The sequence below is a fragment of the Diplocloster hominis genome (assembly GCF_032380655.1).
Taxonomy (GTDB): domain Bacteria; phylum Bacillota; class Clostridia; order Lachnospirales; family Lachnospiraceae; genus Diplocloster; species Diplocloster hominis.
In genome coordinates this window covers 102,290-128,005 of record NZ_JAWDIY010000003.1, presented here as the reverse complement: position 1 = coordinate 128,005, position 25,716 = coordinate 102,290, and the positions used below count along the sequence as shown (strand labels likewise).

General features: G+C 51.0%; 7 protein-coding genes. All 7 read left to right on the top strand.

What is annotated here, in order from left to right; all coding sequences use genetic code 11:
- The first annotated feature begins 80 nt into the window (after window positions 1–80).
- Complete coding sequence (locus ABC831_RS04095) at window positions 81–1,295, top strand: hypothetical protein (protein ID WP_343246972.1); 1,215 nt, start codon at window positions 81–83, stop codon at window positions 1,293–1,295.
- Between the two features lie 8 nt (window positions 1,296–1,303).
- Window positions 1,304–1,498, top strand: a complete 195-nt coding sequence (locus tag ABC831_RS04090; RefSeq protein ID WP_343246971.1) for a hypothetical protein — start codon at window positions 1,304–1,306, stop codon at window positions 1,496–1,498.
- Window positions 1,499–1,804: 306 nt separating this feature from the next.
- Complete coding sequence (locus ABC831_RS04085) at window positions 1,805–5,740, top strand: family 16 glycoside hydrolase (RefSeq protein WP_343246970.1); 3,936 nt, start codon at window positions 1,805–1,807, stop codon at window positions 5,738–5,740.
- Window positions 5,741–5,911: 171 nt separating this feature from the next.
- On the top strand, window positions 5,912–7,237 hold the full coding sequence (locus ABC831_RS04080) for an ABC transporter substrate-binding protein (RefSeq protein WP_343246969.1): 1,326 nt from the start codon (window positions 5,912–5,914) through the stop codon (window positions 7,235–7,237).
- A 154-nt stretch (window positions 7,238–7,391) separates the two neighbouring features.
- Window positions 7,392–13,088 (top strand): alpha-L-fucosidase, encoded by a 5,697-nt coding sequence (locus tag ABC831_RS04075; protein WP_343246968.1) that lies wholly within the window; start codon window positions 7,392–7,394, stop codon window positions 13,086–13,088.
- Between the two features lie 220 nt (window positions 13,089–13,308).
- A complete protein-coding gene (locus ABC831_RS04070) occupies window positions 13,309–19,710 on the top strand; it encodes an Ig-like domain-containing protein (RefSeq protein WP_343246967.1) in 6,402 nt (2,133 codons plus the stop codon).
- 194 nt (window positions 19,711–19,904) lie between these two features.
- Window positions 19,905–25,565, top strand: a complete 5,661-nt coding sequence (locus ABC831_RS04065) for a glycosyl hydrolase family 95 catalytic domain-containing protein (protein ID WP_343246966.1) — start codon at window positions 19,905–19,907, stop codon at window positions 25,563–25,565.
- Window positions 25,566–25,716 lie beyond the last annotated feature (151 nt).

The window sequence follows — 25,716 nt, the reverse complement described above, 5'->3', positions numbered from 1 at the left end:
AGAATTTGCATCTAAAAGCATGCATTAGAACAATACGAATGTTATTTTTATTTAAATAAAGTTAAGGGAGGCAATCAGTAATGGATAAAAAAGAGTTGGCATTACAGGCATTAGAGAATGGAAAAGGAATTCTCAGGCTTACACCGACATGGGTCCCCAGATCCTTCTGTAGACCTGGAAAAAGAATTAAACTGCATCCGGATGATTACTATATTCTTGGGCCAAAGCGCGGTGGAATCGACGAACGGTGGTTCGCGTCGACTACATGGGCTGAAAACGGCCCGGGTACCCCGGAGGATGAGGGACTTAGTTATATTACGGTTGACCGTGAAGGGAAAGAGAAAGTTCTGTTAAAAGATGCGGTAACCCTGTTGGGGGCAGAGGTAATAGGCGAACATTTATGGGAAAAATACGGACGATGGCCAATGTTTTCAAAGTTTTTTGATAACGCAGGTCCCCTTCCCCATCATGTTCATCACAGGGAAAAGCATGCGGCCAGAGTTGGCGCCTGCGGCAAACCGGAAATGTATTTTTTCCCTTCCCAACTGAATAATCACGGGGGCGAATTCCCCTTCACCTTTTTTGGATTTCATCCGGAAACAACGAAGGAGGAAGTGCTGGATTCCCTGAGAAGGTTTACAAAGGGGGATAATAATTTACTGGGGTTATCAAGAGCTTATAAATTGGAACTGGATACAGGGTTTGATGTGCCGCCGGGAATCCTGCATGCACCGGGCAGCCTTTGTACTTATGAACCCCAGTTCGCAGCAGATGTATACGCTATGTACCAGTCGGTACTTCTGAACGGACAGGTAATAGAGGAAGAACTTCTCTGGAAAAATACGCCGCCGGAAGAAAAGGGGAATTATGAATATCTTCTGGATGTAATTGACTGGGAAGAAAATGTAGATCCGGATTTCCATAAAAAACACTACATGCGGCCCGTACCGGTACGACCGTTGGAAGATATGACGGCGGATGGATACATCGAGGAATGGATCTGTTATAAATGCAGTTCCGTGTGCGCAAAACGCCTGACCATATTGCCGGGGAGAACGGCCCGGATCCGGGATGCGGCGCCATACGGTATCATCTGTCTTCAAGGACATGGGAAATTTGGCGTATGGGATATGGATACACCGGCGCTGATCCGTTATGGGGCATTGACAAATGATGAATTCTTTGTGACAGAAAAAGCGGCACGTGAGGGTGTAACCATTGTAAATGAATCGTTGACGGATCCGATCGTAATCTTAAAACATTTTTCAGAAAACCCGGATCTTGTATTGGAATAAATGAAGGATTGATATTTCATCCGCCGATTTTAACCGGTTTTGCCATAGTCGGCAGCCATATACTGGAAAAACCGATCCTTCCGGAGACGATGATTGAAGTAGGCCCTATCCTGAATGTTCCATATGCCACACCGCTATCCGAAAAACTGTCGGAACAATTTGATGATGTCAGCGAATATTATATGACAGGAAGCATCTCTTAGGAGGTGCTTTCTTTTTGTATATTCTGTGAAATCTAGAAATGATATAAAATCCCTCCATTGTATATGTATTTCCAAAGACGTTTTAACCTGCTGAAACGTAGAAATTTAAAATATATCGTAGTTTTATGATCTGTAATACGGGAAATTAACTTCCTATACTTAAAGTATTAAGTAAAATTAGATCTAATTAACATGCTTAAAAGGAAGGAGGAAAAATATATATGTCTAATTAAAAAACTACGATAACTGATCTTAACAGAGTAGTTGCAGGAATCGTCGGTAAAGAGAAAGAGGAGGGAACAAACGATGTCTAAAAAGCGAGTGTTAAAATGGATTGCGGCGATGCAGGTTGCAATGCTGATCATCAGTGTATTTCCAACATATCCGGTGTATGCGGATATCCAGGAAAATGTAAATCTGAGTGCGGATCTGCAAGAAGATGGAACCGAAGATCCAGGAGAAACAAAACCTGAAAGGATGCTGCCCGGATCGATTACAGAAGAAGCAGGGACGGCAAATGCTGTCACACAGGAAACAACTATGGAATACGAAAACAATCCGGCAGAACTCAATGAATCAGGAAATGTACCAAAAGATAATATCCCGGTAACTGATCCGCCTTTAAATGAGACTCCCGATGCGGACACACAAACTCCGGAAATAGATAGGAGCCTGACAGACGCTGCCACGCAGGTATTTTATCTGAATAATACGGAGGAGCTGCCGATTGTATTCGAGGATGACTTCACAGGAGATTTCTCCAAATGGGAAGCCTTCCAGAACGCCCAGTTTATTAAAGTGGAGGATGGCGTACTGAAGACAAACGGTAACGGCAACGCCCAGTTTTGCACAAAACAATGGTATGACGGCGATCTGGTCTGTGAGTTTGATTTTCAGATTATCAAAAATTCTGCCGGCATCCAGTTTAACATGGCGAACAAAACGTCAAATAATTATGAGAATACCGGATATATTGCGAATGTCAGTTCAGCCGGAAAGGTAGATCTGATCAAAGGGCAGTCCACCGGCAGAAAGCAGCTGGACCAGAAAACGATCCCTGATTTTGAGATAAATACCTGGGTTCATGCAAAGATTGAATTTCTAAAAGAGGAGTCTCAGATCCGGGTATACTATAATGACATGAATCAGCCGCTGATTTCCATAGAGGATGCGGATCCCCACACAGAAGGCTGGCTGGGATTCCTCGGTATGTACGGTGAGGCGCAGTTCGACAATGTCGTGGTAAGGGGAACGGTCAAGGATATGGGACTAAAAGAGGTTTCGGACAGTATCTACATCCTGTACAAACCATTGCGGGACGAGCAGTATTTAAAGCTTCCCGCTGTACCGGACGGATATTCGGTTTCTATAGTAAGAACAGAGCCGGAAGGTATGATCGATACGGACGGCCGTATACTTTCCCGCCCGGTAGAGGGAAGTCAGGACCAAAATGTGAGCGTTACACTTAAGATTACAGATGACTCCAGTAACAACTCTGTGGAAAAAACTCTTAATGTACCGATCTCGGCCGTCTACACGCCGCCAACCATGAGCCAGGAAGAGATCGAGGCCCGGATGAACGACTTTAAACGGAATTCCTTCGGTCTGTTTGATCATTATGTCGCAGGCCGGACCTGTGACCAGGATGGAAACGTGATAAATGATATCGACGAGCTGGCGGACCAGCTGGATGTGGAGCAAATCGCCAGGGATGCCCATGATTTCGGTGTGGAATATATGATTTTTACTGTGGCCCACGCGGGACAGCGCCTGCTGTATCCCAGCGAAGTCAGTAAGCGGTGGCGGGATGATCTTCGCACAGGTTCTGGAGAGAAGACCTATTCGGACAGGGACGTGATCGAAGAGCTGTATCAGGCGTTAGAATCGTACGGAATTGATCTGATCCTTTATATTTGTCCGGAAGACGGCGCTTTCTGGAGTGCGGAGGATAAGCTGCACACTGGAGTGGACCAATGCGGCCAAAGTGCGGAGGGAAGCCACGAGATCTATGATCAGTTCGAGAATGAATTGATGGATGAAATCATGAAACGTTATCAGGGCAAGATCCGGGGAATGTGGTTTGACGGGTTCTTTATCCATTATGGGCAGGAACATATTGGCCTGGACGAAGAAAGGTTTCACGAAACGCTGACGGCATACGATCCAAGCGTTATTCTATATGGCAATGTAGGCGCGGATTTTCAGTATCAGGCGTTTCCGGATTCCCCGGCCTGCAATGCACAATCCCTGGAGCTTTACCTCCTGGGCCAGACCACATTGAATTCCAATGCGAACATAAATGACGCCCGTACATGGGGAGCGAACCGGCATCACATCTGCTGTACTGTCGGAAACGCCACCAACAACTGGTGGGCCAGTATGAAAGACGAGAATAATAGCAAATATTCAAAAGAAAACTGGTTTTTATACCTTATTATGCAGGCTTCCGTGTCAGAGGAAGGAGGGCTTGCGGTCTCTTTTGGAAATTTTCCCGGAAAGGCAAAGGATCAGAGGAACGGAAACCTCTGGGAGGGAAATATATACGAAACCTTCACACAGATGAACAGGCAGTATCTGGATCCGGTAGCGGAGTCCATTAAGGATAAGGTACCGGGAAAAGCATACCGTTCCGACCATAATTCCTGGCTGGACCGGGAAGGCTGGGGCGTCAGTATGGAATCTGCGGATGGAAAGGATGTATACCTGCATATCATCAATTATCCGGAGGACTCCAATACCATGACCATACCGCCCACAGATGACCGTAGTGTATTAGGCGGCGACGCGGTTCTTTTGAAATATGACGGCACCCAGGTTGGTGTGGGCTTCGACCGCACCGCACAGGGCTACCGGATCACTCTGCCGGAGGGGGAAAGCTTTCATGAGCTGGATACGGTGATAAAGGTACAGAGAATTCAAAAGCCGAAGCCTGACAGGCGTGTGGTTCTGCCCGGCGCGGACGGCAAAGCAGATCTAACCGGGGCATGGACGGTGATGAACCCGTTCAAGGGTTTAAATTATTCAACATACTATGGCAGCAGAAAAGATTATATTTATACCAATAAATCAGACGCCACTTTCACGCGTACATTTTCAGGAAACCGCATAGAGTGGTACGGAGTGAAAGCGAAGGATCACGGGAAGGCAGAGATCTATATAGACGGGAAAAAAGCCGCCGAGATCGATGCAAGAACGGAAAAACGGGAGGACAACTGCCTGCTGTTCCGATCAAAAAAATTGGAAAATGGGGAACACACCATTCAGATCAGAAACAAGGAAGCGTCCTACCTGGAAATCTATGCACTGCATGCGCTTACGGAACCGGACGACCTGTCGGAGGAAACCGGAAAAGACGGGCTCCAGGCCTTATATAATGAAAAACGGGAGATAACCGCAGGCAAATATACCAATGGTTCCTGGACGGCGTTCGACCGCGCGCGTGCCGATGCGCTGGCCGTATTGCTGGATCTGTCGGCGGACGAAGGAACGATAGGTGCAGCCACGCAAAAACTCATTGACAGTGCGTCCGGACTGAAAGAGAAAGCTGGGACGAAGGAGATATCTGCCCTGTTACAGCAGATACAAGAAGCTGAGAAAGCGGAAAAGAAGGGTTGGGACTCCTATACACAAAAAAGCTGGGAGAATTTCAGCCGGGCTCTTGGGAATGCCAGGAAGATAGCCGAAGATGCAGGGGCCTTCACGAATACGGAAGTTCAGCAGGCCAGGGAAGATCTTAAGAAAGCGGTTCAGGAGCTGAAGGAAAAGCCGGACCGCAGTCCGCTTGAAAAAGCGTTGGAAGCCGCGCGGGCAGTCGATGACAGCAAATATACGGATAAGAGTATTCAGAATCTGAAAGCACTGACGGCAGAAGCGGAAACTTTGCTGAAAACATCTGATGAGGATCTGACTCAGAAACAGATACAGGATCTGGCCGACAAGCTTCAAGCTGCGGTAAAATCGCTGGAAAAGAAGCCGGAAGACACCGGCAAACAGCCGGATCCGAATCAGAATGAGAATGAAGGGCGGGAGGACAAGACAGACCAGAGACAGCAGAGCAATGATTCCGGAAATCAGGATCAGAGCAATAGTACGGATACGATTGCGCAGACAGCTCAGACCGGTGACGCTGCCCCGGTTATCCCGTTGATCCTACTGCTGCTTCTGGCGGCAGCCGGTGGTGGGGCAGTCTTCTATGCTAAAAAATACCGCAGCCGGAGAAAGGGTGGAGAAACCTCAGACTGAGATGAATCAAAAACCTCTCAAAGATACAACAGAAAGAGTAATCATGGAAAAAGAGGTTAAAAAATCTCAGAATCGTAGAAATTTGAAAGTTATCGTAGTTCTGTTATCTGTGAAAATGGGGTTCAAGTCGTTATGATAAATATAACAAAAAAGGAGAAGGAGAGATATCCTATGAAAAAAAGAATGGTAGCAGCATTATTGACAGCCGTTATGGCAGCGTCTATGGTCATGACCGGATGCGGCAGCAAGGCGGAAGAGGGAAGCGCAGCGCCTCAGGAGACCGCACAACCGGCGGTGGAGCAGAGCGCAAAGCCCGCCGAGAGTCAGGCGCCGGCAGGAGAGAAACCAACCATTAAGTTCTACGGCAAGGTCATCGAGTATACCTCAGGACCGCTGATGGTGGAAGCGCTCCAGGAAAAAGTAAAGGACCAATACAATATTGACGCGATTCAGGTCGACTGGGCCAACCTGGAAAAGGTAATCCGGACCGGCCTGGCCTCCGGAGATCCCTGTGATATTTATAATTATAATCCCTACGATATGGCTACGTTCGCCGACGCGGCCGTGGATCTTACCCCATATCTGGATGCGGATCCGGAGTGGAAAGCCCAGATCGGCGAAGACAAATTAAAAGCCGCAACCGTGGACGGCAAGATTGTGGCGGTACCCTGGGAGTCAAATTTTACGGTAATCATTGCGAATAAGAAACTCCTGGACGACGCGGGAGTTACGATACCTGAAAAATGGACCTATGCGGAATTCAAGGAAGCCTGCAAGAAAATCAAAGACAGCGGAGTGTCCCCGTTTGCCAATTCCTCCGATCTGCAGCACGGAGAGTGGCTGTTCCGTCAGGCGATGCTTTCCGAAACTCTTGGAACAGACACCTATGACCAATACATAAATCATGAACTTTCCTTTAAAGGCGATGAGACCAGAAAAGTGCTCGAAGAGATCAAATTACTGTACGACGAGGGCTTCATGTATCCTGGTGAAGGTGCTGTCACGGTGAAGAGCGATGAGTTAAAAGCAGCTTTTGCACAGGGCAAGCTGGCGATGATGACCGATATAGGAGCAGGCGCTAAAGTGACCGCCGACGAACTGAAGGCGTCCGGCATTGACGCGGTTATTGTTCCCTGGCCCAGCATTTCCGACGTTCCGGCGCTGAACGGAGCCGGCAACTGCTTCTTTATCCCGAAAACCAGCAAGAATATCGATGCGGCTGTGGATGTAATCAAAGCTTTTACCCAGGCCGATATCCAGGGAATCCATGCGCAGGAAGGCTATATTCCGGTCAACAAGGATGTGGAAGTGAGCGATCCGTTCGTTAAGACGGTAGTGGCCCAGTCGGAAACCTGTGTGCCCGATGTGGTATGGCCGGCGGAGATGAACGACTATCGTCTGAACAGCCTGATTCCCGATCTGATCTTAAACGGCGGCGTGGATACGGTGGTCGAGAGACTGGAAGAACTCAGACTGAGCGCCCAGGCTGGAGAGTAGACAATGTGAACAGGCAGTCGTATGAAACAAATAAGTGATAAATCATTGGAATACCTTTGAAGATAATACAATCATCATGAACAGGGACAGGCAGCGGAGACTGTCTGTCCTATTTTTCAACGATTGGCAATAAGAGAGGAGAAGAGGCGGGAATATGGGAGTAATCAAGAAAAGAACACCATTACATTGGAAAAAATGGTGCAGTGTTATGATGGTATGCACTATGATGGCCGCCCAGGCAGTGGACATGAATGCCCAGGCGGCGCCGGGGGTTGGAATTGCAGAGCAGATGGAGCAGCAGACACCCGGAACTCAAACGAATGGAACTCAAACGAATGGAAATACAGAGAATATAAAAGATACAGATGGAAAGGATGGGACAATTCAATCCAATACAAATAATACAGCGAATTCAGAAGAGAACAAAAATAAAACTGTACAGAATAGTGATTTAGAAAACAGTTCAGATACAGAGGAAATAGGAGACAAGGGAAATACAGTGTCAGACGCAGAGGAAACCTCGGCAACTGGTACAAACGCAGATAAGGCCACAGACCCAACCCAAGAACAGATTCAGGAAGGGATAGCGGGACAGGACCCAAGCGTGGGTACAGAGCCGTCTGGGAGCAATACTGTTCCTGCCGAACAGGCATTTACACCAGTACAGTCAGGCTTAACCTCTGCGGCGGGTGTGCTGGCAGCACCACAGCAAACCAGAAATAACGCGATATTTACTGCAGCGGATGCTCTGAATCTGGATAATTGGACGAATGTCCAGAACAAGGATAAAGTAAGCATTGATGGAGATATCATAAAGATTAACTCCGAATCCGGCAAGAATGTCCAGATCTCCCCGGATTTTCAGATGACCGGGTCCGCCGTTTACCAATATGATTTCAAAATAGTTTCCGGTTCCCTGGGCCTGCAGTTTAATATGAAGCAGACCGGAATCAATAACTGGGATACGGCAGGCTATATCATGAATGTGAGCCAGACCGGGCAGGTAGATCTCTTCGGTTCCAACGGATCCGCCAAAACCAAGTTAGGATCCGGACAGATTGAGGATTTCAAAACAAACGATTTTAACCGGGCGGCCATCACCTATCAGGAAAGTGGTGTGATCGAAGTATCCTTCAACGACAAGGCGCTGGCCCAGGCCCTGATTGCGGTTGCGGATACAAAACAGACTTCCGGATATTTCGGATTAGTTGCGATGAACACGAATCCCCAGGCCGAAATTAAGAATTTTACGGTGGAAGGAACGAAAATATCACCGGAAGATCAACTGAACACGGTATTCCAGGATGATTTCACGACAGATCTGTCTAAATGGGAGACGGTTCAGGGGAATCCTTCGGTATCTGACGGAAAGATGAAATCCGCGGGAGGCAACCTCCAGGTTTCGCCCAAGGATCTCTATCTGACCGGTGACGCGGTTTATGAATTCGACGTAAATATAGGAAGCAGCGGAGCCGCGGGACTTCAATTCAACATGCAGAATCCGGTGGCCTCCGGTAAATACGCCGATAATGGGCTCTATGTGAATCTGCGTCCTGGTTCATTGCAATACTGTGTAGGCTCCAACAGTAACTGGAAGAACGCCAGCCTTCCGCAGGGCCTTGATCTGGCCCAGGACATACATATGAAAATTACAGTATCAAAGGCCGATCAGGCGGTTCATGTATATTTGAACGAAGCGGAAGCCCTGAAGATGGATACCTCGATGATTACTTATAAAGACCAGACATATCTGGAAGGCTACTGCGGGTTGGTAAGCATGAGCAATCAGGCCCGGTTCTCCAACTTTGTCGTGAAAGGAACAGCCAAGAGGGTAGCTGAGCTTCCCGTGGTATTCGAGGATGATTTCTCCGGAGATCTATCCAAATGGAAGCTGGTCCAGAATACCCCTGCCATTGCTGACGGACGGCTTACATTGAATAATACCAGCACTATGCAGTTCGCGCCGGCGGATAACACGTATTATCTGGAAGGCGACGCGGATTACGAGTTTGACGTAAGTTCTTTTGCCAACGGAGCGGCAGGTATCCAGTTTAACATGTCTAGCCCTGCCGTATCCGGTTCCTTTGACGCGGGCTGTTATTATATAAATCTGAGAAGAAGTCAGGTCCAGTATTGTAAAGATGGAGCTTACCAGTATGTAAACATTCCGGCCGGAGTGGATACCAGCCAGAATGTTCATGTCAAAGTCTCCTATGTGGCAGCCACCCATCAGATCCTGCTGTACCTCAATGACCAGCTCGTGCTGACATGGACAGATTCCAGCTATACAGGCGGGTACTTTGGTTTTATCAGTATGGGCACCCAGGCTTCCTTCGACAATATCGCCGTGCGGGGAACGCTTAAGGATATCAGCGCGCTGGAGTTTGAAAAGATCGTAAAGAGGACATCACTGATCTACAAACCCCTGCGCGACCAGAGCAAGCTTCAGTTTCCGACCATCCCGGACAAATATAAGATTACTATCGACAGCACCAGTCCGGAGGGATATATAGATACAAACGGCACGATCTTAAAACGTCCGGTAAAAGGATCCGGGGATTTGATGGTCGATGTGACCTTTACACTGACCGATCAGGAACAGCAGGAGAACACGCTGCAGCGTACTCTGTCCGTACCTCTGTCGCCGGAATACGACGGGCCTCTGGTATCCGAAGAAGAGGCGAAGGCCGAGCGGGAACGATTTGAGGAGCATAAATACGGTTTGTTCGTACATTATGTGGCAGGGCTGACCAAGGACACGAACGGTAACACCGTAAATGATATTGATGTGCTGGCGGAAGACTTCGACGCGCAGCAGTTTGCCAAAGATGTGCATGACATGGGCTTTGAGTATGTTATTTTCACCGTGGCTCATTCCCAGCAGAGGAACCTGTACCCCAGCGAAACCATGAAGCGCTGGAGAGATGACAGGAGAACCACTCCCGGGGTCAAAACATATACGGACGATGTGGATGTGGTGGAAGAATTATATCAGGCATTGGCGCCTTATGACATCGATCTGCACCTGTATCTGTGTGAATTAGACGGCCTGTACTGGAGCGCGGAGGATCGGGAACTGACCGGCTGGGACGACTGCCAGGGTGATGCGAACGGGGATCACGAACGCTATAACCAGTTCCAGTTGGAGCAGGCCGATGAACTTGCCAGCCGGTACGCGGGTAAGGTAAAAGGCTTCTGGTTTGACGGATATTTTATCCACGGACCTGCCGGGACTTATGGTCCCACCCACGGCGTGATCGACCAGGATCAGTACAAAGAGGCTTTTCTGGCCTATGATCCGGGACTCGCATTGATCGGAAACGTGGGAAGTAACCGCCAGAAAAATCCTTATCCGGAATGGACTTCACTCTCCTACCGGTGCCAGGAACTATATAATTTTGCGGATACCTATTATAATCCCGATGCTAAGAACGATGACGGCAGAACCTGGACAGTGAATGAAAATCAGGCGGCGCAGGTTGTGGCCAAAAGCTGGTGGGCGACAAACAAAGCCAATGATATGAAGGTGGCAAAAGAAGATCTGTTCCTTTATGTAGTTGCGGCAGCATCCGTATCCAGAACGGGCGGTGTCGCCCTGTCGATGGGATGTTTCCCGGGAACGGCAGAGGAGCAGACCAACGGTAATATCTGGGAAGGTAACATTTTATCTGAATTCACCGCTATGAATCAGCAATATATTGATCCGGTGGCAGAGTCGATTAAAAACACCAAACCCGGACAGGCTTATACCACAAAACACAATTCCTGGCTGGCACAGGAAGACTGGGGAGTATCCACCGAGTCGAAGGACGGGAAACATGTCTATCTTCATATTACAGCTCCGCCAAAAGGTTCCTCTACCATCTCCATACCGGCTACGGAGGACCGAAGCGTACTGGGCGGCAAAGCCCAGCTGCTGAAATATGACGGTACGGCAATGGACGTGACGTTTCAAAAGACGGCAGCAGGCTATGACATTACCCTTCCGGAAGGCGAAGACTGGCATGAACTGGATACGGTCATTAAAGTAGAACGCATCAAGCCGGCCAATCCGGACCAGATCACCTTCGTGCCGGGTGTCAGCGACGGCTGGACGGTAACCGGAACATGGGAAAAGCAGGACAAGATTGGCATGGTCATGACCAGCCGGAATGACAGCCGGGAGACAAACGAGGCCAATGCCCAGATGTCCTATACCTTTGAAGGAAATATCGTGGAATTGAACGGAAACCGGGCATCCAACTACGGCAGAGCTGAGATCCAAATCGACGGTAACGCCGTGGCTACCGTCGACTGTGCGGATACCAAGACCCAGCGGGACGTACTGCTCTATAAGAGCGAAGACCTGGGGGAAGGCAGCCACACCATCACCATTAAAAACCTGGATCCCAAACAGATGGCGGTATACAGTCTGACAATCCGTAAAACGCCCGTTATCACAGCGGAGAAGGATAAGCTGAAAGATGCCTGTGAGCGGTATGGGAAAGAAGAGAATAACGGTCTCTACACTCCGAAGAGCTGGGAAGCTTTCCGTAACGCGCTGACCAATGCGAATGATACATATGCCAATCCCGCGGCGGACCAGGATGCGGTAGACGGAGCATTAAGTGAGCTGGAGCAGGCTTATCTCGATCTCATCCCCAAGGGAGATCCCAAACAACTGCAGGGCCTCGTCGATGAGTGCGACAGCCTGAAAGAAGCGGATTATACCCCTGCCAGCTGGAAGGAATTACAGAAGGTAGTGGAGGAGGTCAGACCTCTTCTGACAGATGAAAATGTCGGCGCTTCGGACATGAACAAAGCATATAACAAGCTGCTGGCCAGCCGTCTGGCTCTGAAAGACGCGGCAAATAAAAAGGAACTGGACGCATTGATCAACCGGGCGCAGGACATCGACACCACCAACATCCGTCCGGGCAAGGCCGAGAAGCTGGAAAAAGCACTGGCAAATGCGCTCACCGTACAGGGAAATCCTGAAGCAGGCCAGGATGTGGTCAATGATGCTGCGGACCGGCTGCTGGAAGCGATCGTGAATCTAAAAGATATCGTAGACCGCAGCGACCTTAAGGTATTAGTGAATACCCTGACGGAACTGAAAGCGGAAAATTATACAAAAGACAGCTATGCCGTCCTTTCAACCGCTATAGCAAATGCGAATAAACTGGATGATGATGCCGGTGAAAAAGAGGTCAAAGAGGCCTTCAAAGCATTGCAGGAAGCGTTTGCCCAACTGGTACGCTTGTCAGGGGAAAGCGGCAAGAAAGCTCTGATAAGCGCGATACGGAAGGCAGAATTTATTCTGGCCAATTCCGGTGATTTTATGCCGAATTCCATTGCCGGTATCGCCGCCGTATTAAAACAGGCGAAAGAGGTTCTCAATAAGACGGATGCCACGCAACAGGAAGTCGATGACATCTGCAGGCTGCTGGCGGAAGAGAATGCCAAAGCAAGAGTGAAAGAGGACAAGGAAATCCTGTTCAAAGCCATTCAAAAGGCTGCGCTGTACCGGAGGGCGGATTTCACACCGGAAAGCTACGCGCTGCTTACGACGGCTCTGACTGCGGCACATATCGTAGCGGAAGATGACAACGCCACCAAAGAACAGATCGAAGATGCCGCCGCCAAGGTGGAACAGGCCATTGCAGGCCTTCAAAAAGTGCCGAGAGAGGACTCGGGTGAGAAGCATCAGTCCCAGTCCGGCTCCGACGATTCCGACAGCAGTTCGGAGAACCGTCAGGCAGCGCCGGCGCAGACCGGCGACACGGCGCCGGTTCTACCGGCGGCAGCGGCCATGGGGATCGCTGTATTCCTACTTCTGTTCAGAAGAAAGTGGATGAGAGAAACACGATAGTATAAGAAGGTGACTTCAGGACCGGGAAGAACTCAGGGAAGAGGACTGGGTGATTCACGGTCCTTACCCGTTAGACATGAAACTTCCGCGCGGCGATGTCCCTTCCCGGGCCTATATGGAAGAACATAGTAAAACGTTAGTATTCAAGAGAATATCCTATGTTTTGAGGGAGAGAGGAAATCTATAATGGAGATAAAATGTTGAGAATAGGAGGGAGATTATGAGACTTAAGTTAGCACGTTACCTGCGGATTAGTCTGGCCGGATTATTGTCGGCGGTTATGCTGCTGGGAGGAGGCATGAGCGCCCTGGCCGCGCCGGAGAAAGACGAAACTACGCCGACGCCGGAGGAAGAGCGCAAGGAGGAACAGCCGGAAATCAGGGAGGAAGACCTTCGCGCGATGGCTTCCGTACAGGATATTGTCCTGGATGGCAGCCGGAGTATTGCGTTTAACGAAGATTGGCTGTTTCATTACGGGGATGAAGCCAATGCCAAGAACAAAGAGTATGACGACGCGGATTGGAAAGAACTCAGCCTGCCTCACGACTGGAGTGTGGAGTTCGCTTTTGATGAACACTCGCCGGGCGGAAGCAATGAGGGGTTCCTGAACGGAGGCACCGGGTGGTACCGTAAGCATTTTGTGCTTCCGCCGTCCATGCAGGGAAAGACCGTAACCATAGATTTCGGCGGCGTATATATGGACAGCAGCGTCTACGTGAATGGGACTTATGTGGGAAACCATCCTTACGGATATTCTCCATTTTCCTATGATATCACGGATCTGCTGGCTGCGGACGGAGTCACGGAAAATGTGATCGCCGTTAAGGCGGTGAATGATCAGCCTACCTGCCGCTGGTACGCGGGCAGCGGTATCTACCGTAGCGTGAACCTGACTGTGACTCAGCCGGTTCATGTGAAACGCTATGGTACATATGTGACGATGCCTGATATTGAACAGGAATATGGAAACGGCACGGTAAACGTGCAGGTCAGGACCACGGTCAGTAATGATAAGCCGGCAGAAACCAACGCGGTGGTGAAAACGACGGTTTATGATGCCGCGGGCAAGTCGGCCAGCGAAACGGTGGAATCAGAAAGCACCGCGATACCTGCCGGAGAAAGCTCCGATTATCAACAGACGGTCCCCGTGGCGAAACCAAAGCTTTGGGATAATGACCATCCGAATCTGTATTATGTTCTGACGGAAGTCGTGGAAGAGGGGGTAACCGTAGACACCTACAAGACGGATTTTGGATTCCGGTGGTACCAGTTTGATCCGGACCACGGTTTCAGCCTGAATGGGAAGTCTATGAAACTGTTCGGCGTGTGTATGCATCATGATCAGGGTTCTCTCGGGGCTGCGGCCAATTACCGGGCGATCGAACGGCAGATGGAGACCATGAAGGAGATGGGCGTGAACGCTATCCGCGTCACCCATAATCCCGCGGCGGACGAACTGTTGGATATCTGTAATAAAATGGGTCTGCTGGTGATCGACGAAGCCTTTGACTGCTGGGAGAGCAGTAAGAGAACCAACGATTATGGGCGTTTCTTCGACAAGGCGGCGACGGATCCGTCGGCCGAACCCGGCATGACATGGGCGGAATTCGATATCAAGACGATGGTAGACCGGGGAAAGAACAATCCCTGTATCATCGCCTGGTCCATCGGCAATGAGATCAGCGGAATCTCGGTACAGACAGCCAAAAATCTGAATCGGTGGGTGAAGGAAATCGATCCGACCCGCTATACCGTCCAGGGATTCAACAACTGGCTGGGCGGCTTTGACCCCAACGGGACAGCGGCGAAGGTGGCGGACGAATCCGATATCGCCGGGTTTAACTATGCGGAACACAATTATGACACCGCCCATGCGGCTTATCCGGACTGGATCATACTGGGCACGGAGACGGCATCCGCTACGAGGAGCCGCGGCGTATACGCGCATCCGGGCGTGGAACGGGTGGCGGATAATCATGATGATATGCAGCAGTCTTCCTACGATGTGGACCGCGTAAGCTGGGGAAGTACGATCCAGACGGCCTGGAAGGAATACAGAGACCGGGAATTTATCGCCGGCGAATTCATGTGGACAGGCTTTGACTACCTGGGAGAACCGACGCCCTATTTTAACCGGTGGCCGGCTAAGAGCTCTTACTTTGGAGCGGTGGACACCTGCGGTTTCCCGAAGGACGCGTTCTATATCTATCAGAGCATCTGGACCTCCGTAAAAGAGAATCCGATGGTTCATATCATTCCCCATTGGAACTGGGAAGAAGGGGAAGAGGTGGTACTGAACATTTACTCCAACGCGCCTAAGGTGGAACTGTTCCTGAACGGGGAGACATTGGGTGAAAAAGAGTTTTTGCAGAAAACGACAGATTACGGAATGGATTACCAGGAGGCAGCGGACGGGAACATCTATCTGACCTGGAAGGTGCCGTTTGAAGCCGGTACGCTAAAGGCTGTGGCAAAAGACGCGGATGATAACATCATAGCTGAAGATATACAACAGACGGCCGGGGAGGCGGCCGGTATTAAACTGACGCCGGACCGCACAGTGATCACTGCAGACGGCCGGGATTTGTCCTACATTACCGTAGACATCCTGGATAAGGATGGTAATTTCGTTCCCACTGCGGATAACATGGTTAACTTCCGGATATCCGGGAACGGGAAGATCGTCGGTGTGGACAACGGAAATGCCATCGCGGTAGACGAACTGTACAAGGATAACAAGAGAAAGGCATTCAGCGGAAAAGCGCTGGTGATCGTCCAGTCGACAAAGGATGCTGGCTCCTTCACCCTGAGCGCATCCTCTGTGGGATTGAAGGGCAGTCAGACTACCTGTTTTACCATCGCGGAAGAATCCAGGGATTTGGACGTGCTGCTGGGATATGAGATCCCTACGGTTACGGCAAACATAGGCGAAGAAGTGGCGCTTCCCGAAACGGTAAAAGCCGTGTATAACCTGTCCGGCAGCCGCCAGCTTGCGGTCCGGTGGGAACCGATTCCGGACGGCAGCGCGGACAAAGCGGGCAGCTTTACGGTAAACGGACAAGTTGCCGACACGGGGGATACCGTCCGTATTACCGTGAAGATGGTGGGCGTCGCTACGATCAGAGAATACAGGGGGGTAACCCCGATTGGCGTGATTCCTGAGCTCCCTAAAACAGCCATGGTGGTATATACGGATGGAACGCAAAGAGAAGCGGGCGTTGTCTGGGATGGACAGATCTCAGCGGAAGATGTGGCCCAGGAAAAGGTACTGCAGCTGACCGGTACGGTGACCGGGATCACCGCGATGAAAGCGCAGGCCTATATCCGTGTGGGGCAACAGGTGTATCCTACGCTTCTGATCTCCCGGAATGAGAAGAACACCGGTCTGCCCAAAGCGACCTGCAGCTATGCTTCCGGCACCGATCCGGCGGAGAAGGCGATCGACGGTGTGATCGGATCCAGTTCCAGATGGACGAACTGGAGAAGCGGCGGCGGGTCTGTCGGCGACGACTGGATCGCGATCGAGTTTGACGATACCTATGAGATCAGCTCCATGGACGTTTATTTCTTTACCTCCTATGACACAGTGATTCCGGAACGGGCTGTGGTAGAGTATAAGAATGAACAGGGTGCCTGGACGCAGGTGGCAAACCAGGATAAAGTAAACCGTGCTGATTTCGGAACCGAGGGATTTACAAAGAACACCATAGCCTTCGATCCGGTCCAGGCGAAGGAGATCCGGCTGCATATCTATAACACGACAAAGGCAAACAGCGGCGTATCGGAGATCGAAGTATTCGCTCCGGCCAAGACGCCAAGTGTGATACCGGATACCGATGTCACGCTTGAGAGTATCACGGTTGACGGCGAGGCGTTAGACGGGTTTGATCCGGAGCGGTCGGCTTATACGATGGAGCTGACTTATGCGCAGCCGATCCCGCAGGTAAGCGCCAGCCTGCCGGAGGGAAGCAACGCGAGCCTGCTGATCGTCCAGGCGGACGATAAGAACGGGACGGCTGTTGTGGAAGTTACCGCAGAAGATAATGTCACGAAAAAAGCATATTATATTACCTATACCGAGCTGCCGCCGCTTCTTAAATCGGCGGAACTGTCCCTGGAAACGGAACAGATCAAAGAAAATGAAACCGGAGTTCTTACTATAAAAGCCCTGCTGGAGGACGGCGAACCAGTCGCAGCCGGAACTCTGGATGAGATCCGTTATACGGTGACCAACGTTACCGGAGAGGGAGAAGTGATCAACGGCAGATTCTATGCCTACCAGGCGGGAGCCGTGGAGATTAAAGTATCCGTGACCTACCAGGGGACTACGGTGGAATCCTCGCCGATTACCATCGACATCGCCGTGAACCCGGAACCGCAGATCATCACTTCCTATGAAGCAGTCCAGGTAGAGACAAAGAAAGGGGAGAAACCGGTTCTGCCGGATCGTATCCGCGCCACATTCGATAACGGATTCACAAAATATGTGGATGTAGTCTGGGACGAGATCAAGGAAGAGCAGTATGCGCAGTATGGAGAATTTATCGTATCCGGTACGGTGGACCGGCAGGGAAAAAGGCCTGAAGCGAAAGTAATCGTCAACGGCTTGCTGGGGGTTCAGAACTTTTCCGCCGCTACCCCGCTTGGAACGGCGCCGGCTCTGCCGGCGAAGGCAAGATTATATTATAGTGACGGGACTACGGATGACGTGGATGTAACCTGGGATGCTTATGACAGAGAACTGTTAAAAGAAGAACAGACTTTTACGGTGTTCGGAACAGTCGGTGATGCGCAGACCAGAGACGGTGGTACGCTGCGGACCTGCATTCAGGTCCGAGTCTCAGCTGACACGGCCGCCGGAGATAATCTGCTTGGCTACCTGCAGGGATACTATTGGCCGAGAGCTGTGGCGTCTTATACAAACTCCCATCCCATGGGGAACGACCGGATCGACGCCATCAACGATAATTTGGTCAGTTATGGTAATGATCCGGTAAACCGGTGGACGAATTACGTATCACCCGCCCGCGGCGGGGACTGGGTAGCCGTGATCATGGGCAAGGACACGCCTCAGAAAAAATTTGTGGATAATCTGGATATCGATTTTTACCGGGACAGCGGCGGAACCGAATTCCCGGAATCCTATGAGATCCAGTACCTGGTGACAGATACGGTGGAGACGCCCATGGACGAGGCCACGGCAAAAGTGGTTCCTTCCGATCATATGCTGAACGACGACGCCAACTGGGCAAACGTGGAAAATCTGACCGGACCGGATGCAATTCCAGAAAATGATACGGCCCACTTTACTTTTGACACGGTGGAAACCTATGCGATCCGGATTAAGATGGAGGCGCAGTCCGGAAAATATCTGGGTATCACGGAAATGAGCGCATATGAAAAGCTGGTGGAGTCTTACGATGACTTTAACGTGCAGAACATACTGGTTGACGGAAATCCTGTTCCGAATTTTGCCAATGAAACGCTGCAATACGCGGTGCAGACAGAGCGGGAAACGCCTGAGATCCGTGCGGAGGTGGATAACAACGCTTCCGTGACCCTGATTCAATCCGGCCTGCCGGGGACGCCTGCGAAACTGATCGTAACCGCGGAGAACGGCGTTAACAGCCGAACCTACGAATTGAATCTGAACCTGCAGAAACCGGTGACCGACATCCGGTTTGACCGGGAGCTGTATGAAGTGCCTATGAGTAGGACGCAGGGGATGAAGCTTCAGGTAACGGTTCTTCCGGCTGATGCGGCGGATCCTTCCCTCACGTGGAAGGTAGAACCGGCAAACATTGCGGATGTGAAGAACGGTATGTTGATACCGAAGGAACCCGGTGAAGGTAAGGTAACCGCCACGGCAGGTAACGGAGTAAGCGGATCCGTGAATGTGAAGGTCGTGGATGACCGGGTAACCGCAGATAAGCAAAAGTTGGAAGAACTCATAGGGCAGGCGCAAGCGCTGCAAAAGAGACCTGAATATACAGAAGCCGTGAAAGAGGCGAAGGCTGAACTGGAAGCGGCTTTAGAGGAAGCGCTGGCCTGTATGGGCGACGACAATGCCACACAGCAGACGGTCAATGAGCGGTGTGTCCGTTTAAGCGAAGCGATCGAGAAGATCGGAGTCAAACCGGATAAGTCAAAGCTTCAGGAGCTGCTGCGGGAAGCGGGAGATAAGGATTTGTCCAAATACACACAGGATACTGCGGATGTTCTGAAAGGCGCTGTGGAATTCGGCCAGGTGGTCTTTCATGACAAGACATCAGGATTCGCCAGGGTGGAAGAGGCCGTCAAAAGACTGACCGACGCCCTGGGCGGACTGAAGGAAAAAGACCCGGCCAAGCCGGGAGAAGATGACCAGAACAAAGATGACCAGAATAAGGACGACCAGAATTCGAATAATCAGAATTCGAATAATAACCAGAGTTCCGGGGACAAGAACGGTTCGGACGATTCCGGACAGAACAGTTCCGGCGGTAATTCGGTAAGTCAAACCCCTCAAACCGGGGATGACAGTCCGACCGGCGCGTTTATTCTGATTCTTATGCTGGCCGGCCTGGCGGGGGCAGGCGTATTTGTCCGCGATCGGGTTAAAAGAAGCCAAACCGGTAAATAGCGATACATAAAGTCTCCTAACAGAGGGTGGCCCAAAATGTGAAAAATAGCAGTAATTTGGGCCGCCCTTTTTCCTTATACCTTATTTCAAAAATGAATTAATATCAGACACCTATAAAACACAAGAATAAGTGCCTGATTTAGATTGGAGTATTGAGAAAAGGGAAGAGAAATTATGCCATAGGAGAGGGAAGAATGATAAGAAAATGGAGATGGAAGAACGGTAAAAAACTGGCGGCAGCGGGCTTAACGCTCTGTCTGCTGGCAGGACTATTCCCGGCTATGCCATTAAAAGCAGCGGCACAGGGGCAAAAAAGCTCATTTGATATGTCCGCCTCCGCCACGGACGGGACCGAGGAATGGAACAAACTAAAAATTAATATGGGGAACCCGGAAGGAAATCCGGAAGGTTCCGGCGGAACTCCCATGGGGAATGGGATATTTGCCGCAAAGGAAAACGGCGGGATCGCGGAAGACATCTTTCCGCTGAACCATTCCACCTTTTGGTCGGGAGATCCGAAATATAAAGAAGATCTTTGGAAGGGGGATGCCTCCTGCTATGGAGGATACGGAAACACCCAGGAAACCCGGAAAGAAGCATACCGGCAGTTAAAAGAAGTTCTGGTTTCGGCATACCGAGAAGGAATCAGCGATCAGGAACGGTTAAATCTTATGAAACAGGTGGACGGTCTTTCCAAAAAGATATGGAACGCATCCTCCACATCGCAGGCCAGCTTTTTGTCTATGGGCAGGATGAAGCTCTCCTTCCCGGATCTGACCTCAGGGACTTCCGGCTATCAGAGGATACTGAATATGGACGGGGCTACTTCGGACATTACCTTTCAGAAGGGTACTGCCACTTATACCCGTCAATCCTTTATCAGTAATCCGGACAATGTAATGGTCACCCGGATCGCAAGCAGCGCATCGGAGGCCATGAACATGTCGGTTACATTCGAACTCCCCTCTGCGATGCTGGGAAAGGCGTCGGAGAACAAAGTAACGGTGGATGCGGACAGAAATGAAGTGGTGATGAACGGCCGCGCCCCCTACGACATGAGAGTGACCAATGGCGTATACGGTACCTGGGATGCCGGCCGGGGAACTCTTTTCGAAGCCAGGGTAAAGGTGCTGCTGCCGAAAAACGACGGAACGGTCCGGGCGGACGGAAACTCTCTCAAGGTGACGGGAGCCGGAGAGATTGTACTGATCTACACCTGTGAGACCAGCTTCAAAGACGCGAATACGGATCCGTCCAACAGCGGCGTGGACTATGCCGGGGTTGTGCGTCAGACGCTGGACGCGGCGTCGCAGAAAAGCTATGATGAACTCTTAGAACGGCACCAGCAGGATTTCCGGCCTCTGTACCGCAGAATGTGGATTGACCTGGAGGGGGATCCGATTGTTAAGACGTCCGGAGGGCAGTCCACGCCCTTTGACTACGCGCGCTATTACCAATACGGACGTTATTTCAGCCTGTGCAGTGAACGGGAGAATTCCAGGGTTCCGGCCAATCTCCTGGGAATCTGGAGCTCCACGTGGAGTCCGCCCAACAACGGCGCGTTCTTTTTAAATGAAAATGTAGAAAAAATGCAGGCCATAAAGGGGGCGGGGAATCTGTCGGATACGGCAGACGGTCTATACAAACTTCTCACCAGTGTGTCCAACGCTTCAAACGGCGGGAAAACCGCGGAACAAACCTACGGCGCGGAACCGGGCTCCTGGATGGCGGCTCATTCTACCGATATCTGGGCGCAGACCGGGATGTGGGGAGATGATCCCCAATACAGCTCCTGGATAGCCGACGGTATCTGGCTGATGGATACCTTGTATGACAAATATGACTATACGCAGGATACGGAACTTTTGAAGAAATATTATCCGATTATGGAAGGCGCCGCCAGATTCGCGCTGAGTACGCTTACGAGCGTGGAGGGCGTCTACGGGGAACTGAAGGATTACCTGGTGATCGCTCCGTCCGGATCACCGGAGCACTGGTTTAGTTTCAGCGGAGGAAGGGCTTCCTTTGATATCAGTACGGCCTGTGACGTGGGGGTCTATCAGAACCTGTTCCGCATGATGCAAAATGGCGCCAAGGTGCTGCAGGAAGAAGGGGTATCTTACGATACTGCGCTGCTGGAGCGGGTGAAACAGGCCAGCGAGAAGATGGTTCCATTGGAAATGTATATCGACCAGGATACCGGAAGGCTGAAAGAATTTTATAATGAATATTCCATAGGTGATCCGAATCACCGGCATGCTTCCCACCTTCTGGCGCTGTTCCTGAACCACAGTACATTCAATGAGGCGGACACCCCTGAAGTATACTACGCGCTTCAGAAGGAAGCTGATCGGCTGTTTTCCGTAGGAGCGGGCAGACATCCGGATAAAATGGTAATGGGAGTACGGGCCGGGCTGACGGATCTGTCCTATGCCAGATCTGATCCTTCCATCAGCAGCGCGCTTCTATACGGACCTTTGGCCAATTATGTGGGCGAGACCATACTGGACAGCCGGTTCGGGGAAATCAACCTGATGGAATATATACCATCCCAGTGGAAAAACGGCGCCATAAAAGGAATGCGGGCCAGAGGCGGCTATCAGTTGAGTTTCCGGTGGCAGGATGGTGAGCTGACGGACTGCATTATAGATTCTCCTACCGGAGAAACTCCCCGTGTCCTCTATAAGGGCGAGGGAGTGAAACTGTCAACAGACAGCCGTTTTCAGGTTAACAGGGCAGCTTTAACACTCGAGAAGCTGCAGAAGGAAGCGCAGGAGAAACTGGAAGGGAAATATACGAATACCAGTAAAGAGGCATTGAGAGCCGCCCTGAACAGCGGGGAGGCGGCGGAGATATCCGAGGCTTTGCTGGCAATGGAACCGGTGAACCGGCCGGAAAAATCGCAGGTTAAGGTAACCGCAGAAAACAATAAAAACGTCCTTACGGCAGCCGGGGAGACAGTTCAGCTGACGGCCGTATCCGCATCCGAAAATGCGAAATACCGTTGGTCACTGGAAACGCTGCAAGAAGGACAGGATATAAAATATACCGCTTCCATTGACGCCAACGGCATGGTGACTGCCATAGGAGGCGGTAAGGTGAGAGCGACCGCATTCTGTTTGGATGGGTCCGGCTCCACAGGGAGTATAGATCTTATGATGGAACTGCCTGTTTCGGAAGTTGTCAATATCGACGACCGGGACGGCAGGATCCAATATGTGAAGGGTAACTGGGCCGAATGGAATGAGGCCAAGCATATGAATGGAACCATCACGCACAGCAGTGCCGCGGGTAATGCGGTAAGTCTTACATTTACCGGAACCGGAATCGAGTTCATAAGTACACAGGGCGGACACCTGGGCGGTTTCGGGGTAGACATTGACGGGGAGGTGGCAGTCCCTTCCGTAAATATGAATACGGGCTCCCAAAACCAATATCTGGCGTTTTCCAAATATGATCTGATTCCCGGGGAACACACGATCACGCTGACTTCCCTGAATATCAACGGAAGGACCAGATTTGATGTGGATGCCTTCAATGTTATAAATGTAAAAATGCCCGATACGGACAGAAAAGAACTTCGGAAACTCTATGAATCCTATCAGGGTATCGAAAACAGCGATGGTAAGTATTCCCGGGAAAGGTGGGAAAATTTCCAAAACGCCATGGAGAGCGCAGATACGCTTCTGCAAAGCTTCACCTGCTCGCAGGATGAGATCAATAGTATGAAAGAAACGCTCAAAAAGGCGTACGCGCAGCTGTCGGACAAGGAGCAGACAGAGACCGTCGATGACCGGGATGGCAGAATTAGCTATAAGGGAACCTGGACGACATGGAATGACTCAAAACATGAGAATGGAACCATTACCTACTGTGCAAACAGCGGTGATAACGCCAGCCTCACATTCAATGGAACCGGTATCGAATTCGTTACTTCCGCAGGAGGACATCTGGGCGGCTTCAGTGTAACGATCGACGGGGAGGAAGTGGAACCGGAGATCCGTGTGAACGGTGCAGGACAGTATAAATTTACCGCCTATTCAAACCACAATTTGAAGCAGGGCGAGCATACGATCCTCATCACATCGAAAGGCACCGCGGGCAAAAGAAGAATCGATGTTGACGCGTTCCGTGTATTTAACAGGATAGACAAAGCCGCTCTCAGGGAAGCGTGTGAGCGCTATGAGCCGCTTGAGGATGACGGAACTTATACGCCCTTAAGCTGGGAGGCGTTCCGGGCAGCAAGAGAGACCGCAAAGGCCCGGCTTGAAGATACGGATATTACCCAGGCGCAGGTTAATGAGGCGCTGGACGTGTTAGAGCAGGCATATGAAGGGCTTAAAAAGAAAGGCGACCCGGCTGAGTTAATCGGACTGATTGCGGAGTGTGACGGGTTGGAGGAGGCCGCGTTTACGGCGGAAAGCTGGGCGCAGTTTGCTCCGGTCTTGGAGGACGTAAGGAAGATACTGGATGACGGGAATGCGGATCAAAGCGCCATAAACCAGCAATATAACCGGCTGCTGGAAGCCAGGCTGGCTCTCGACGAGATACCGGCGTCTGCGGATAAGAAGGAACTGGAGGAACTGATCGCCAGAGCGGAAGCGGTAGACCGGACAAATCTGCGGCCAGGAAAACTCGAAGACCTGGATCTGGCTCTTGCCGAGGCGGGCCGGATCTATGATAAATCCGATGCGACGGCTGCAGAAGTGGCAAAAGCGGCGGATGACCTGCTCCAGGCGATCGTCAATCTGAAAGAGATCGTTGACCGGACGGATGTCGGGGAGCTGGCCGGGATATTGGCCGGTTTGAAAGCGGAGGCGTACACACCGGAGTCCTACGGAACATTGAGTGACGCATTGGCGCAGGCGGAAACGTTAAATGACGATTCGGAAGCGGCGCAGATCCAGGAGGCGTACCGGGCGCTGCAGGAAGCTTACGGACAGCTGGTTAGAGTACCGGCTCCTGCGGATGTAAGTTCACTCACCAACGCTATGAAGAAAACGGAATTTGTCCTGGCCCATGAGGACCAATTTATGCCGTCCACGATCAAAGGACTGAAGGAAGCGCTGGAGGCGGCCCAAGCCATAAGTGAACAGCAGGGAGCAACCCAGGATCAGATCGACGAGGCCGTACGCACACTAACCGGAGCAAACGCAAGGGTACGGGTCAGAGAAGATAAAGAAGTCCTGCTCCGGGCGCTGCAGAAGGCAATGCTGTACCGTTCGGCCCATTACACGCCGGAGAGCTTCGCAGTACTGGAGGCAGCCTGCGCGCAGGGAGAGTTAATCGCTGAGAACGGGGATGCCGGGAAAGAGCAGATCGCCGGGGCGGCTGCGGATATCGAGAAGGCGCTCGGCGGACTGATCTCGGTGAAAAGTGAATCCCAAGAGCCGCCAACACAACAGCCAACACAACCGGACAACGAAGCTTTGGCAGAACGGAAGGATTCTACAGAGCCGGATTCCTCCACCGGCGAAACGTCCGGGCAGAATACCGCGAAGCGGCAGGACACACAGGAAACGGGACAAAATGAACGGACAGAGCCGGATCCAGGGAAAGGAAAAGTAACAGGAAATACGGAAGAATCCTTGACGACGGCCAAGAATTCTTCAGAGAAGACATCGGTAGCCATGAAGGATACCGGTACGACTGGTCAGGCTTCCACAGATGCGTCGGCAGATCAGGCGGCAGATCAGACAACAGCAGATCAGGCGTCATCAGGACAAATATCAGCAGCCCAAACATCGGTAGAAAACACGGGATTTCTCCTGGTAGCAGCCGCTGCAGTGATGACCATCGTTCTGGGCGGCGCGGTGCTGTGGAAAAACAAAAGGGCCAAAGGCAACCAAGAGTAACAAAACGGCTGGATTAAAGGTAAGCTTATCGTAATAAGACGGAAAAAGGCGGCTGTGTAAAGCGCCTTTTTCTGTTCGGTAAGAGAGGATTCCGGCGAAGCAAAAAGTCCGAAAAAATCCGTTAATTATATAAATGAAGGCGTATTGCAGA

What these genes read in the sequence shown, in the direction of transcription:
- ABC831_RS04085 (WP_343246970.1), top strand. Translation starts at nt 1,805, where the DNA reads ATGTCTAAAAAGCGAGTGTTAAAATGGATTGCGGCGATGCAGGTTGCA.
- ABC831_RS04065 (WP_343246966.1), top strand. Translation starts at nt 19,905, where the DNA reads ATGATAAGAAAATGGAGATGGAAGAACGGTAAAAAACTGGCGGCAGCG.
- ABC831_RS04080 (WP_343246969.1), top strand. Translation starts at nt 5,912, where the DNA reads ATGAAAAAAAGAATGGTAGCAGCATTATTGACAGCCGTTATGGCAGCG.
- ABC831_RS04075 (WP_343246968.1), top strand. Translation starts at nt 7,392, where the DNA reads ATGGGAGTAATCAAGAAAAGAACACCATTACATTGGAAAAAATGGTGC.
- ABC831_RS04070 (WP_343246967.1), top strand. Translation starts at nt 13,309, where the DNA reads ATGAGACTTAAGTTAGCACGTTACCTGCGGATTAGTCTGGCCGGATTA.
- ABC831_RS04095 (WP_343246972.1), top strand. Translation starts at nt 81, where the DNA reads ATGGATAAAAAAGAGTTGGCATTACAGGCATTAGAGAATGGAAAAGGA.